Here is a 13,393-nt window from a genome sequence, read left to right as displayed (position 1 = left end):
GGTAGGTGCCCACCGTTGGTGGGTACGTTTCACGCCGTGGCACCTTCTTAACCGTAATGCGCGTATGGTCGGTGCTCTTTGAGCGGGAGTGGGTGCATGCGCTGGATCGTGTTGTTGGCCGCCTTTGCCATGCCGTTGGTGGCGTGGTTGTCCCAGACCGGCCAGTTTGGACCGACCAACGGTGCGATCTCCGACCGCTATCCCACGCTGCTGGTCGCGGCCGGCTATGCGTTTTCGATCTGGGGCCTGATCTTCCTGTGGGACGTGGCGTTCGGGCTGTGGCAGCTGCGCCAGCGCCGGCCCGATGACAACGCCGGCGTGCGTGGCTGGGCCGCCGCCGGCTTTGCGCTGACGGCGGCGTGGATGCCGGTGTTCTCCAACCAGGCGTTCCTGCCGGCGCTGGCGATCATCTGGCTGGCGTTGTTGTGCCTGCTGGTGGCCGCCGTGCGCGCGGCGCCCGCCACCGCCAGTGCCGGGCAGCGCGCCTTTGCCGCCTATCCGCTGGCGCTGCACGCCGGCTGGCTGACCATGGCGGCCTTCCTCAATACCGCCCAGGTCGCCGTGGCCTACCAGTGGCTGCCGACCGGCGACATGCTGTCGTGGAGCGTGGTGCTGCTGGCGCTGGCCACGCTGTTGGCATGGGTGATGAATTACCGCCTGCGCGGCCACTTCGCCTATCCGGCGGCGGTGATCTGGGCGCTGGTGGGCGTGTACATCAAACAATCCGGCTGGCGCCTGCCGGGCGCCGATACCGTTGCGGTGCTGGCGCTGGCCGTGGCCGCGCTGCTGGTGCTGCAGACCCTGCTGCTGCGCACCCGGGCCTGGCGCGCACCGCGCGTGGGCGTGGTCGCTGCACACCGCCATCGTCGTTGATACAGGAGATTCGCATGCGCGCTGCATTGCACGAACAGTTTGGTGACCCGACCGTTGTCCTGCACGGCGGTGATACCACTACCCCGGAACCGGCGGCGGGCGAGGTGCGCATCCGCACCGTGCTGGCGCCGATCCACAACCATGACCTGTGGACGGTGCGCGGCCAGTACGGCTACAAGCCCGAACTGCCCGCCATCGGCGGCAGCGAAGGCACCGGCGTGATCGACGCGCTGGGCGAGGGCGTCACCAGCCTGCAGGTCGGGCAGCGGGTCAGTGCGGCCTCCGTGCATGGGACCTGGGCCGAGCAGTTCATCGCCCCGGCGCGGATGGTGATTCCGATGCCGGACAGCATCCACGATGAAACGGCCGCGCAGCTGATCGCGATGCCGCTCAGCGCGTTGATGCTGCTGGAATTCCTGCAGGTGGAAGCGGGCCAGTGGATCGTGCAGAACGCCGCCAATGGTGCGGTCGGCAAGGCATTGGCGATGCTGGCCAAGGCGCGTGGCGTGCACTGCGTGAACCTGGTGCGGCGCGATGCCGGCGTGGCCGAGATGGCGGCGCTGGGCATCGACAACACCATTTCCACCGCGCAGGCGGACTGGGTGGCGCAGGTGCAGGCGCGGGTGGGCGAGGGTGCGGCCGCGGCAGTGGATTCTGTCGGCGGGCGTGCCAGCGGCGAGTTGCTGGGCCTGCTGGGCGAGGGCGGCACGCTGGTGTCGTTCGGCTCGATGACCGGCGAGCCGATGCAGCTCGGGTCGGGCGATGTGATCTTCAAGCAGGCCGTGGTGAAGGGCTTCTGGGGCAGCAAGGTGAGCCAGAACATGGCCCCCGAGAAGAAGCGCCAGCTGGTGGGCGAGCTGCTGAAGCTGGCCGCAGCGGGCGGCCTGAGCCTGCCGGTGGACGCGGTGTTCGGGCTCGATCAGGTGGCCGAAGCTGCAAAGGCAAGCCTGGAACCGGGCAGGAATGGGAAGGTGCTGCTGCGCCCGTAAGGGCGCAGCGCTACACGCGCAGCGCGTCGATCACCACGCGCAGCGCGCTGGAGGACTGCCGGCGGCTGGGGTAGTAGGCGTAGAAGCCGTCGAACACATCGCACCAGTCCTGCATCACCCGTTGCAGGCGTCCGGCGGCGATGTCCTCCAGCACCATGTCTTCCAGCAGGTAGGCCAGCCCGGCGCCGGCCAGTGCGGCGCGGTGCATGGCGATGCTGCTGTTGAAGGTCCATTGGCCCTGCACGCGCACGTTGACGTTCTGCTCGTCCCTGCGCAGGTCCCACACCATCAATCCGCCATGGGTGGGCAGGCGCAACCCGATGCAGTCGTGCGCGGCCAGGTCGGCCGGCCGCTGCGGTGCGGCGTGGGTCCTGAAGTACGCCGGGCTGCCGACGATCGCCATCCGCTGCGGGCCGGTGACCGGCACCGCGATCATGTCCTGTGCGACCCGTTCGCCGAGCCGGATGCCGATGTCGTAGCGCTGTTCGACGATATCGGCCAGGCCGTAGTCGATGGTCAGTTCCACCTTCAGGTCCGGGTAGCGCGGCAGTACGTCGGCCAGGCGGGGCCAGACCACGGTGTTGGCCACGTGTTCGGAGGCGGTGATGCGGACGGTGCCGGCCGGGTGGTCGCGGTACTCCGCCACCGCCGCGATTTCTGCTTCGATTTCCTCCAGCCGCGGTGCCACGCTCACGTAAAGGCGCTCGCCGGCCTCGGTCATCGACACATTGCGGGTGGTGCGGGTCAGCAGCCGTACGCCAAGCCGTTCCTCCAGTGCGCGTACGGTATGGCTGAGCGCGGACTGCGAAACGCCCAGCTGCGCCGCAGCCCGGGTAAAGCTGCGCTCGCGCGCCACGGTCACGAAGACCTGCAGATCATTGAAGTTTTCGCGGGCCATGGGGGCAATGGAATCGCATGGCAGTCATGCCGGTCCATGATGGCCGTGTGCCATGGCGATTGGTAGGGGCGTGGGGTGCAGGCTAAAATCGCGGTTCTTCCGTGACAACCGCGAGCCCCGCCATGAATGACACCCGCTTCTATCCCATCGGTACCCCTGGCCAGCCCTGGGGCGCCGCAGAGAAGGCGGAGTGGCGGGCGCGGCAGTTGCCGGTGCGGCGCTATGCCGACGACGTGCTGCCGGCGCTGGAGCGGCTGCGCGCCGAGTTCGATGTGGTCCAGTACGGCACCCTGGATTACGCACCGGACCGCTACCCGCTGTTTGCCGTGCGCAGCCGTGACTGGAACCCGGCGCTGCCTTCGGTGCTGGTCACCGGTGGCGTGCACGGCTACGAAACCAGCGGCGTGGAAGGCGCGCTGCAGTTCCTGGCCACGCGTGCGGCCGACTACGCCGGGCGCGCCAACGTGCTGGTGGCGCCGTGCGTGAGCCCGTGGGGTTACGAGCGCTTCCAGCGCTGGAATGCCGATGCGACCGACCCGAACCGCTCGTTCGTGGCCGACAGCCCGGCGCAGGAATCGGCGGCGCTGATGGCGCTGGTGGCGCCCCTGCGTGATGGCATGGTGCTGCACATCGACCTGCACGAAACCACCGACAGCGACGAAAGCGAGTTCCGCCCGGCGCTGGCCGCGCGCGATGGCAAGCCGTTCGCCCCGGGCCTGATTCCCGATGGCTTCTACCTGGTGGACGACACCGAGAATCCGCAGCCGGCGTTCCAGCAGGCGGTCAACGCGGCGGTGGAGCAGGTGACCCACATCGCCCCGGCCGACGACAGGAACGAAATCATCGGCTCGCCGGTGGTGGCGCCGGGCGTGATCGAGTACCCGCTGAAGAAGCTGGGGCTGTGCGCCAGCATCACCGGCGCGCGCTTCACCACCACCACCGAGGTGTATCCGGACAGCCCGCGTGCGACCCCGCAGCAGTGCAACGATGCGCAGGTGGCGGCGGTGTGCGCGGCGATCGATTACGCGCTGGCGAACTGAGCGTCGCCGCGCGGCCGGTCAGCGGAACAGCTGGTTCAACGCCGCGCCGCTGGCCGCATCGGCGAAGCCGTCGAAGCGGCCTTCGTCGTGGATCTGTCGGGCGGCGCGCATCAGCCCACCCCACGCGGTGCGTGCCATCGCACCGCCCACGCTGACCCGGCGCACGCCCATGGCGGCGATGTCCTGCAGGGTGAACGGAAGTGCGCTGCCGACCAGCAGGTTCACCGGCTTGGGGGCGACCGCAGCTACCACCGCCTCGATCTGCCCGCGGGTGGTGATGCCGGGGGCGTACAGGCAATCGGCACCCGCGCTGGCGTAGGCGCGCAGGCGGGTAATGGTGTCGTCGAGGTCCGGACGGCCGACGAAGAAGTTCTCGGCGCGGCCGATCAGCATCACGTCCGCCCCCGAGCGGTCGATGGCGGTGCGCGCGGCGCGCAGGCGGGTTACCGCGTCGTCGATGGATCGCAGCGGTTGGTCCGGATCGGCGCTGGCATCCTCGATGGAAATGCCTGCCACGCCGGTGGCGATCGCGCGGGTAACGGCCGCGTCGATGCTGGCGGCGTCGGTGCCGAAGCCATCGCCGAAGTCGGCATTGACCGGTAGTGGCGTGGCCGCGGCCAGGTCGTGCAGGTGGGCGAGGGTGTCGTCGAGGGAGAGCTGGCCGTCAGCGCGGCCGAGGCTCCAGGCCACGCCGGAACTGGTGCTGGCCAACGCCTTGAAGCCGAGGCTGTGCAGGTAACGGGCGCTGCCGATGTCCCAAGGGTTGGGCAGGACGAAGCAGCCTTCGGTATGCAGGGCGCGGAAGGCGGCGCGGCGGGATTCCGGAGTGAACGAGGGATCCGACATAGGCAGCCGTGCTGGTGGGCGTGGTTGAATGGTAGGGCTTTCCAGGAGGCCATGGGCTGCTTGGATGGCGCCAGCCACGCAGGGCGTGGCTCTACGGTCGTGTTGGCGTCACGCCTTTACCCAGCGTGCGGTGATGCCGACCAGCAGCAGGGCTGCGGCCACCAGGCAGAAAGCCGTGACCAGGCTGCTGGCCTGGGCGACGAAGCCGATCAGCGCCGGGCCGGCGAGCACGCCGGCGTAGCCCAGCGTGGTGATGGCGGGGATGGCCAAGCTTTCCGGCATGGTCTTCTGGTTGCCGGCCATCGAGAACAGCGCCGGCACGATGTTGGCGCAGCCCAGGCCGATCAATGCGTAGCCCAGCAGGGCAGGCAGCAGTGCGCCGGCGAAGGTGGCGATGCCGAAGCCGGCCGCGCCCACGAGGCTGCCCAGCAGGATCGCGCGCAGGCGACCGAGCTTCGCCACGATGCCGTCGCCGACAAGGCGGGTGACCGTCATGGCGATGGCGAAGGTCATGAAGCCCAGGCCGGCGCGATCCGGTGGCACCTGCTGCACTTCGTGCAGGAACACCGCGCTCCAGTCGAGCATGGCGCCTTCGGCAAGGAAGGCGACGAAACAGAGCACGCCGATCGCCAGCACCACGCCATGCGGGATCGCGAACACCGGGGCGCCGCTCGGCGCGCGGTCGCGCCGCCAGTACGGTACCGATAGCGCCAGCACCACCACCATCGCCACCGAAGCCAGCACGCACACCCACAGCGGCGGCAGCCGCAGCGCCAGCAGCGCGGTCATCGCAGCGGCACCCACCGCACCGCCGATGCTGTAGAAGGCGTGGAAGCCGGACATCATCGGCCGGCCGCTGTCGCGCTCCACCATGACCGCCTGGATGTTCATGGTGCAGTCGCAGGCGCCCACACCGGCGCCGAACACGAACAGGGCCAGGCCCAGTGTCCACGGCGAGGGTGCAACGGCCAGCAGCGGCAGGCTGGCCATCACCATCAGCAGGGTGGCGATCATCACGGCGCGGCAGCCATGGCGCGCGGCCAGGATCCCGGCCAACGGCATTGCCAGCAGCGAACCGGCGCCCAGACACAGCAGCACCAGGCCGAGCGAGCCTTCATCCAGTCCGGTGCGGTTCTTGGCGAACGGCACCAAGGGGGCCCAGGCGGCGGTAGCGAAGCCGGGCAGGAAGAACGCCGCGCGGGTGGCGTGCTGTTCGGCGCGCGCGCCGCGTGCGGAGAGAGCGGTAGCGGTCATCAGGGAAACCTCAGTACGGCGCAGCGCGCTGGATGTCGACGCCGCGGCGTTGGAAGGCCTGCACCTGCGCGTCGGGGGCGTCGTGTTCGATCACCAGCAGGTCGATCTGCTCGATTGCGCCCACCCGATAGGCCGCCTGGGTGCCGAGCTTGTCGTTGGTGGCCACGGCGATGCAGCGGCTGCTGGCCGCAAGCAGGGCACGCTTCAGCGGTGCTTCTTCGCCATCGATGGCCCACAGGCCCGCCTCGGCATCGACCGCGCAGGTGCCGATGAAACAGACGTCCGCGCGCAGCCCGGCCACCGTTTCCAGCGCCTGCGCACCGATGCAGGCACCGGCACGTGGATCCAGCCGCCCGCCGATCAGCGTTACCTCGATCCCGCCGCGCGCCAGCAGCGCCAGGGCGATGTCGGGCGCATTGGTGATCACCTGCAGGCCCTGCTGTTGTGGCAGGCAGGCGGCGAGGGCGCTGTTGGTGGAACCGGCATCCAGCAGGATCGAATCACCGGGGCGGACACACGCGGCCGCGGCGATGGCCAGCGCGTGCTTCTGCGCCGGCTGCTGCGCGTGGCGTGCGGGGAGGGGAGCAAAGTCCACTGCGGCCGGCAGCGCACCGCCATGCACTTTCCGGCAGAGCCCCTGGTTGGCCAGCTCGCGAAGGTCGCGCCGGATCGAGTCTTCCGACACCTCCATCTGCAGTGCAAGCTGGGCCGAAAACACGCGGCCCTGTTCGCGCAGCAGGCGCAGGATGGTCTGTTGGCGTTCGCCGGGAAGTGCGTCGGGAGTCGTCATCCGCGAACTGTACCCGATCCGGTGCGCGAAGGTGCATGAATGTGCGCGAAGATGCGTGACTGTGCGTGTTCTGGTTCAGTCCAGCCGCTGCAGCTCCGGCGTGACCAGAGCTGCCATCCAGTCCATGAAGGCCGCCACCCGGCGCGGCAGGTGCCGTCGCTGCGCGTACAGCAGGGTGACCGGCATCGGCTCGGCCACGCATTCCGGCAGCACTTCCACCAGCGTCCCGGCCGCCAGCGCCACGCGCGCCCCCAGCCGTGGCACCTGGATGATGCCCAGCCCGGCCAGCGCCGCCGCACTGTACGCCTCGCCACTGTTGACCGTGATGGCGCCGCGCATCGGCACGCTGCGATAGTCCTGGCCATCGTGGTATTCGAAGCCCGGCGAGCGCTGGCCCAGGGTGCCCACGTAATGCACCAGCGCATGGCCTGACAGGTCGTCCAGCGAGCGCGGCACCCCGTATGCCGCCAGGTAGGCCGGGCTGGCGCAGTTGACGATGTGCATCACCCCGAGCGGGCGGGCGACCAGCGTGTTGTCGTCCAACGGCCCGACCCGGACCACGCAGTCGAACCCCTCGCGCACCAGGTCGACACGGCGGTCGGTGCCGCTCAGCTCGATCTCCAGCCCGGGATGCTTTTCAAGAAAGCCCGGCAGGTGCGGAATCACCAGCTGCCGGGCGAGGCCGCTGGACATGTCCACCCGCAGCCGGCCCTTGAGCTGGGTATCACGGCGGAACATGCCCTGCAGGTCTTCCATGTCATCCAGCAGGTCGCGGGCGCGCTGCTGGAACTGCGCACCATCGGCCGTCAGCCGCACCCGACGTGTGGTCCGGTGCAGCAGCTGCACGCCCACTTCCGCTTCCAGCCGCTGCACGGCCAGCGACACGCTGGCCTTAGGCAGGCCCAGCTGCTCGGCGGCGGCGGTGAACGAGCCCAGTTCGGCAACGCGCAGGAAGCTGCGCAGGTGGTCGAGGCGGTCCATGGATTGTTCGCTCTGGGTGGACAGTCAAATCAGGATTGCGCGGTTTATGTGATTTCGCAATGCCAATAGTCTGGCGTCACACCTCATCCAGGAGCACCCCATGTCCCTCTCCACTTCCCGCGTCGTGCTGATCACCGGCGGCAGCCGTGGCCTTGGCCGCAACGCCGCCCTGGCCCTGGCTGCCGACGGCGCCGACATCCTCCTGACCTACCGCAGCCGGGCCGATGCGGCCGACGCCGTGGTCGCGCAGATCCAGGCGCTGGGCCGGCGCGCCGCCGCGCTGCCGCTGGACATGGCCGACAGCGCCGGCTTTGCCGGCTTCGCTACGGCCGTGCAGGCGCAACTCCAGGCCTGGGGCGCGACCGGCCTGCAGGGGCTGTTCAACAACGCCGGCGAAGGCCTGTACGCCGGTTTCGCCGACACCACCCCGGCCCAGTTCGACGAACTGGTTGCCGTGCACCTGAAGGGCCCGTACTTCCTCACCCAGGCACTGCTGCCGCTGATTGCCGATGGCGGCCGCATCCTCAACGTGTCCAGTGGCCTGGCCCGCTTCTCGCTGCCGGGCAGTTCGGCCTACGCGATGATGAAGGGTGGCATCGAGGTGTTCAGCCGCTACCTGGCCAAGGAACTGGGCGCGCGCGGGATCAGTGCCAACACGCTGGCACCGGGCGCGATCGAAACCGACTTCGGCGGCGGGCATGTGCGTGACAACGCCGACATCAACGCGATGGTGGCCGGCAACACCGCGCTGGGTCGCGCCGGCCAGCCGGACGATATCGGGCCGGTCGTCGCCGCGCTGCTGTCGCCGCGTACGGGCTGGATCAACGCGCAGCGGGTGGAGGCGTCGGGCGGCATGTTCGTCTGAGTGCGAAAGCGTCGCATTCGCGCCAAGCCGGTATGATGGGCGGCCTTGTCGCCCCAGCAGAGATTGTCTTGCGCGCTTCCGTACCGATGCACCCGATGGGTCGTGTGTTTGCCGTTGTCGCCTTGTTCGAGGCGTTTACCTGGGCCGGGCTGCTGGTCGGCATGTACCTGAAGTACCACGCCGCCGAGCCGACCACCGCCGGCGTGGCGCTGTTCGGGCCGGTGCATGGCGTGGCCTTCATGGTCTACGTGGTGGTCACCGTGCTGGCGGCGGTGAAGCTGCGCTGGCCGTGGTGGGCCGCCGGCCTGGCGCTGCTGGCGGCGATCCCGCCGCTGGTGACGCTGCCGCTGGAGTGGTGGTTCAAGCGGCGCGGGTTGCTGGCGGCGCGCTGACGCTCTCCTTATCCGGCGAGCAGGTCGCGGATCACGTCGGGCGACTGGAAACCCGGCAACCGCGCGATTTCGCGGCCATCGCGCACCAGGCTCAGGGTCGGGGTCTGGCGCAGGCCCAGTTCGCGGAACAGCGGCTCGCCCACGGCTTCCAGCCTGACCTTGAGCAGCACCAGGCCCTCGGCCTCTGGCGCGGCGGCGACGGCGGCCAACGACATGTCCAGCATCCGGCAGCCCGGGCAGTTGTCCTTGTGGTAGTCCACCAGCAGCGCGGGGTGGCGGGCGATGGCGGCGTGGTAGTGCGCGGGGGTGTCGGCGTGCAGGGTCAGCATGGGGCGGGAACTCCGGTGGCAGCCAGGACGGTATCCGTCCAGTGGTGGATGGCCAGGGCATCGGCCTGGCCGTGTGGCATCTGTTCGATTTCCAGCACCGGATGCACCGAGCCGAAGAAGCGGGCCAGCCGGTGCGCGGCGCCGCAGTAGTACTCCAGCCCCCACTGCGTTTCGCCGGTACCGAACACGGCAACGCGGTCGGGATCGGGCAGGGCGGCGGCATCACGCAGCGCGCCCGCGAACTGCTTCATCTCCGCCGGGGTGCGGCCGGCGTTGTCGGTCCAGCAGCCCAGCAACAGGCAGTCATGCGGCTGCGCGGCGATCGCCGCGGCCCGCACGTCGTCGACATCCAGCAGCGTCACGCGGTGGCCGTGCGCGCTGCAGCGCGCGGCGACGCTGCGCGCTACTTCGCGGGTGTTTCCGCTCAACGAGGCATAGGCGATCAACGCGTGCATGGGCAGGCTTCCTACAGATCGTCGAAGCCGTTGTCCGAATTGGTCTTCTTGTAGCTGGCGTTGCGCATCTCGAAGAAGTCGGTCTTGGTTTCGGTGAAGTTGTCGGCGTAGGCCTTGATCCAGGGCATCACGTTGGCGTTCGACTCGCTGTACAGTTTTTCGATGCCGAGCATGCCGGCCATCTTGTTGGCGCGGTACTTCACGTAGCGGATCATCTCGTCCACGTCGATGCCGTCGATACCGTCCAGCACCTCGCCGGTCCAGCGGGTTTCCAGCGCGATGGCATGCTCGAATGCGTCGTGCACGTAGGCGGTGAGCGGGTCGCCCTGCAGCTGTGCGTTCTCGCCGATGATGGCGCGGATCAGTTCGCTGATGAACTTGGTATGGGCCAGCTCGTCGCGGTTGATGAAGCTGATGATCTTGCCGGTGCCGGTCATCCGGTTCTGGCGCACCAGGTTGTAGAAGAACGCAAAGCCGGAGTAGAAGTTGATGCCTTCCAGGATCGAGGACTGGATCAAAGAACGGATCAGCGTCTCGGCGGTCTTCTCGCGCATGAAGTCGTCGTAGGACTGCATGATCGGCGCATTGCGGGCCAGGATGGTCGGATGCGTGCGGGCCAGTTCGAACACGCGGTTCTGGTCGGCCAGCCCCGCGATGGAGGCCAGCACGTAGCTGTAGCTTTCGTTGTGGATCACTTCCTGCTGGCCGATGATCGCCGCGTTGGCATGCGCGGCCGGGTCGGTGATGTACTCGGCCACGTTGTAGATGAAGCGGGTCTGCGGCGAATCCAGCGTGGCCAGCAGCCCGATGATCGAGTCATAGGCGTTCTTCTCGCGCGCCGACAGCTCGCCGTACTGGCGCGCGTCGCCCTTCATGTCCACTTCGTCGGGAATCCAGAAGTTGGTCGACAGTTCCTTGTACGCCCGGTAGAAGGACGGGTAGGGAATGTCGTTCCAGTTCAGGATGCCGCTGGTGCGGCCATTGATGATGCCGGTGGACCGGTTCGGATACCGGGGCTCAAGAATCTTGATGCGTTCAAGCGGCGTTGCCATGTGATTCCTTGGTAGGGCTACGGGGTATGTCACCGTCCATTGCAATCGGCGTAGAGCCACGCCCTGCGTGGCTGCAATGCCCGTTCAAGACGCACACCATTCGCATTCCTCAATATCGATATCGTTCGACCGCACGTAATACGTGGTCTTCAACCCTTCCTTCCAGGCGGTCATGTGCAGGTCGAGCAGCGTGCTCGCCCGGATCGTGCTCGGCACATACAGGTTGAAGCTGATCGACTGGTCCACATGCCGCTGGCGGCGCGCGTTCTGGCGGATGCTGGCGAACTGGTCCAGCCGGTACGCGCCTTTTTCGTAATACGGGTAGGTCTCCAGCGACAGCCCCGGCGCGGCCACCGGGCGCCGGAAGTCCTTCTTCTCTTCGTAATAGAACGCGCCGTACACCGGGTCGATGGAGGCGCTGGAGCCGGCAATCTGCGCGGTGCTCATGTTCGGCGCCACCGCCAGCAGCCAGCCGTTGCGCAGCCCGTGCACGCCCACCTGCGCGGCCAGTTCCTGCCAGGCCGGGCTGTCATAACCGCGCGCGCGGAAGTACTCACCGGTCTGCCAGTCACTGCCCACGAAGGCGCTGTAGCGGCCCTTTTCCTGGGCCAGCTGCAGGCTGGCCTGGATGGACAGGTAGTTGATGCGCTCGTACAGGGTGTCGGCGTAGTCCTCTGCCTGCACGCTGTCCCACTGGATGTGCTGCTGGGCCAGCAGGTGGTGCCAGCCGAACGTGCCCAGGCCGATGGCCCGGTACTTGCGGTTGGTGATGGTGGCCTGCGGCACCGGCAACTGGTTGAGGTCGATCACGTTGTCCAGCATGCGCACCTGGATCGGCACCAGCCGTTCCAGCACGTCGGTGGAGAGCAGGTCCGGCGCGGCGGTGACCGCGCGGCCCAGGTTGATCGACGACAGGTTGCACACCACGAAATCGCCGGCCTGGCGGGTGGTCACGATCTGGTCGCCGCTGATCATCTCCTGGATCATGCGGGTGGGGCTCATGTTCTGCAGGATCTCGGTGCACAGGTTGCTCGAGTACACCGTGCCGGCATGTTTGTTCGGATTCTTCCGGTTGACCTCGTCGCGGTAGAACATGAAGGGGTTGCCGGTTTCCAGCTGGCTGACCATGATCCGCTTGAACAGATCAATTGCCTTCAGCGTGCGCCGGCTGATCCGCTCGTCGGCCACCACCTCGGCATAGCGCTCGCGGAAGCTGCCGTGGCCGCGCTGTTCGTCGTGGACGTCCTGCAGGTACCAGCCCTTGATGCGGTGCACTTCGTGCGGGTCGAACAGGTACCAGTCGCCGCGCCGTTCCACCGCTTCCATGAACAGGTCCGGCAGGCACACCGAGGTGAACACATCGTGCGCGCGCAGGCGCTGGTCGCCGTTGTTCAGGCGCAGGTCCAGGAAATTCTCGATGTCGCGGTGCCATACATCCAGGTACACCGCGATGGCGCCCTTGCGCTGGCCCAGCTGGTCCACGCTGACTGCGGTGTTGTTGAGCTGCTTGATCCACGGCACCACGCCACCGGACGAGTTGGCGACGCCGCGGATCGGCGCGCCGGCCGAGCGCACGTAGCCGAGGTAGGCGCCGACCCCGCCGCCATGCTTGGAGACGCGGGCCACGTCGGTGTTGGAGTCGTAGATGCCCTGCAGGCTGTCATCCACCGTGTCGATGAAGCACGATGACAACTGGCCACCGACCTTGCCGGCGTTGGCCAGGGTCGGCGTGGCCACCGTCATGTACAGGTTGGACAGCGCCCAGTAGGCCTCGCGCACCAGCCGCATGCGTCGTTGCCGTGAGCGTTCGCCGTGCAGGTGTTCGTGCTGCATCAGGTACAGCGCGATGGTCAGCCAGCGCTCCTGCGGCAGTTCGAACACGCCCCGTGAGTGGTCGGTGGCCAGGTAGCGGGTGGCCAGCAGGTACAAGCCGTTGTAGGCGAACAGCCGGTCGCGGTCCGGGTCGATCATCTGCCCGGCTTCTTCCAGTTCGTCCTTGGAATAGGCCTTGAGGATGTCGATCGAATACACGTTGCGGTCGGCCAGGCTTTCCTGCAGGCCCACGTAGGAGCCGTAGCGCAGCGCGGCATCGTAGAAGCGGTTGCGGCTGGCGCGCTTGTACAGGCGGCGCAGGTAAAGGCGGGCGGCGAAGTGCTCCCAGTCCGGCGCCACCAGGTCGATGCGCGATTCGGCTTCCCGGATCAGCAGGTCGACAAGATCATCGGCGCTGAGCTGGGTGCGGCGGTTGATCAGCGCCAGCACCGCGCGCAGGTAGTCGGCCAGGTCCAGGCTGGGGAACTCGGCGTGCACGCTGCGCAGCGCGCGGTCCAGCCGGGCCGGATCGAAGCGCATGCGGCGGTTGCCGGCTTCCTTGGTGATCCAGAGGGTGGGTTCGCCGGCATCAATGGCCGGCTCGGCCGACACGAGGGTGTCGGTGGCGGTGTCGTCGTGGGTCATGGCTGTTCCATCTTCCAGGGGCCGTTCGGGGTGTCATGTCGTGCGGCCGGGGAAGGCTGCAGGGACGAGGACAGGAACCGGGCCTGGCGGAAGCGGGGAGCCGATGAACACAACATAGTGTGGGTCTGCCTCATCGTCAACATCATATGTAGTGTTGGCGTGCGGACAGAGA

General features: G+C 68.0%; 13 protein-coding genes and 1 pseudogene. 5 read left to right on the top strand and 9 right to left on the bottom strand.

Translation table 11 applies throughout. The features are described from left to right. Nucleotides 1-96: 96 nt before the first annotated feature. Both NMB40_RS09605 and NMB40_RS09600 read left to right on the top strand, forming a co-directional pair. Nucleotides 97-873 (top strand): TspO-related membrane protein, encoded by a 777-nt coding sequence (locus tag NMB40_RS09605; protein WP_494360856.1) that lies wholly within the window; start codon nucleotides 97-99, stop codon nucleotides 871-873. Between the two features lie 14 nt (nucleotides 874-887). Continuing rightward, nucleotides 888-1,862 (top strand): zinc-binding dehydrogenase, encoded by a 975-nt coding sequence (locus NMB40_RS09600; RefSeq protein ID WP_494360855.1) that lies wholly within the window; start codon nucleotides 888-890, stop codon nucleotides 1,860-1,862. A 10-nt stretch (nucleotides 1,863-1,872) separates the two neighbouring features. On the opposite strand, the gene NMB40_RS09595 is transcribed toward NMB40_RS09600, so the two are convergent. After that, nucleotides 1,873-2,760, bottom strand: coding sequence for a LysR family transcriptional regulator (locus tag NMB40_RS09595; protein ID WP_494360854.1), 888 nt, complete (start codon nucleotides 2,758-2,760; stop codon nucleotides 1,873-1,875). A gap of 122 nt (nucleotides 2,761-2,882) precedes the next feature. On the opposite strand from NMB40_RS09595, the gene NMB40_RS09590 reads away from it, so the two are divergent. Next, on the top strand, nucleotides 2,883-3,800 hold the full coding sequence (locus tag NMB40_RS09590) for a M14 family metallopeptidase (RefSeq protein WP_494360853.1): 918 nt from the start codon (nucleotides 2,883-2,885) through the stop codon (nucleotides 3,798-3,800). A gap of 18 nt (nucleotides 3,801-3,818) precedes the next feature. Here the strand turns inward: NMB40_RS09590 and NMB40_RS09585 are convergent, their stop codons facing one another. The 4 genes from NMB40_RS09585 to NMB40_RS09570 all read right to left on the bottom strand — a co-directional run bounded on the left by NMB40_RS09585 (nucleotide 3,819) and on the right by NMB40_RS09570 (nucleotide 7,671). Then, nucleotides 3,819-4,646 (bottom strand): isocitrate lyase/PEP mutase family protein, encoded by an 828-nt coding sequence (locus NMB40_RS09585; protein ID WP_494360852.1) that lies wholly within the window; start codon nucleotides 4,644-4,646, stop codon nucleotides 3,819-3,821. A 108-nt stretch (nucleotides 4,647-4,754) separates the two neighbouring features. Continuing rightward, entirely contained in the window at nucleotides 4,755-5,900 is a 1,146-nt protein-coding gene (locus tag NMB40_RS09580; protein WP_494360851.1) for an MFS transporter, read from the bottom strand. A gap of 10 nt (nucleotides 5,901-5,910) precedes the next feature. After that, nucleotides 5,911-6,690, bottom strand: coding sequence for a DeoR/GlpR family DNA-binding transcription regulator (locus NMB40_RS09575; protein WP_494360850.1), 780 nt, complete (start codon nucleotides 6,688-6,690; stop codon nucleotides 5,911-5,913). Between the two features lie 75 nt (nucleotides 6,691-6,765). Next, nucleotides 6,766-7,671 carry a LysR family transcriptional regulator gene (locus NMB40_RS09570; protein WP_494360849.1) on the bottom strand — a complete coding sequence of 302 codons (906 nt, stop codon included), beginning with the start codon at nucleotides 7,669-7,671 and terminating at the stop codon, nucleotides 6,766-6,768. Nucleotides 7,672-7,771: 100 nt separating this feature from the next. On the opposite strand from NMB40_RS09570, the gene NMB40_RS09565 reads away from it, so the two are divergent. Next, nucleotides 7,772-8,536, top strand: a complete 765-nt coding sequence (locus NMB40_RS09565) for an SDR family NAD(P)-dependent oxidoreductase (RefSeq protein WP_282246654.1) — start codon at nucleotides 7,772-7,774, stop codon at nucleotides 8,534-8,536. Nucleotides 8,537-8,622: 86 nt separating this feature from the next. Next, entirely contained in the window at nucleotides 8,623-8,928 is a 306-nt protein-coding gene (locus NMB40_RS09560) for a DUF3817 domain-containing protein (RefSeq protein ID WP_282246662.1), read from the top strand. 8 nt (nucleotides 8,929-8,936) lie between these two features. Here the strand turns inward: NMB40_RS09560 and NMB40_RS09555 are convergent, their stop codons facing one another. The 4 genes and pseudogenes from NMB40_RS09555 to NMB40_RS09540 form a co-directional block, all read right to left on the bottom strand. Next, complete coding sequence (locus NMB40_RS09555; protein WP_494360848.1) at nucleotides 8,937-9,257, bottom strand: thioredoxin family protein; 321 nt, start codon at nucleotides 9,255-9,257, stop codon at nucleotides 8,937-8,939. Between the two features lie 20 nt (nucleotides 9,258-9,277). Beyond that, nucleotides 9,278-9,712: pseudogene (locus NMB40_RS09550) on the bottom strand (flavodoxin); the annotation flags it as partial. Between the two features lie 11 nt (nucleotides 9,713-9,723). Beyond that, nucleotides 9,724-10,764, bottom strand: a complete 1,041-nt coding sequence (locus NMB40_RS09545; protein WP_448142870.1) for a ribonucleotide-diphosphate reductase subunit beta — start codon at nucleotides 10,762-10,764, stop codon at nucleotides 9,724-9,726. An 84-nt stretch (nucleotides 10,765-10,848) separates the two neighbouring features. After that, a complete protein-coding gene (locus NMB40_RS09540; RefSeq protein WP_494360847.1) occupies nucleotides 10,849-13,221 on the bottom strand; it encodes a ribonucleoside-diphosphate reductase subunit alpha in 2,373 nt (790 codons plus the stop codon). Nucleotides 13,222-13,393 lie beyond the last annotated feature (172 nt).

The organism is Stenotrophomonas sp. FBCC-B152, from assembly GCF_059134105.1.
The sequence above is the reverse complement of the archived record's forward strand: the minus strand, read 5'-3'. Positions and strand labels throughout refer to the sequence as shown.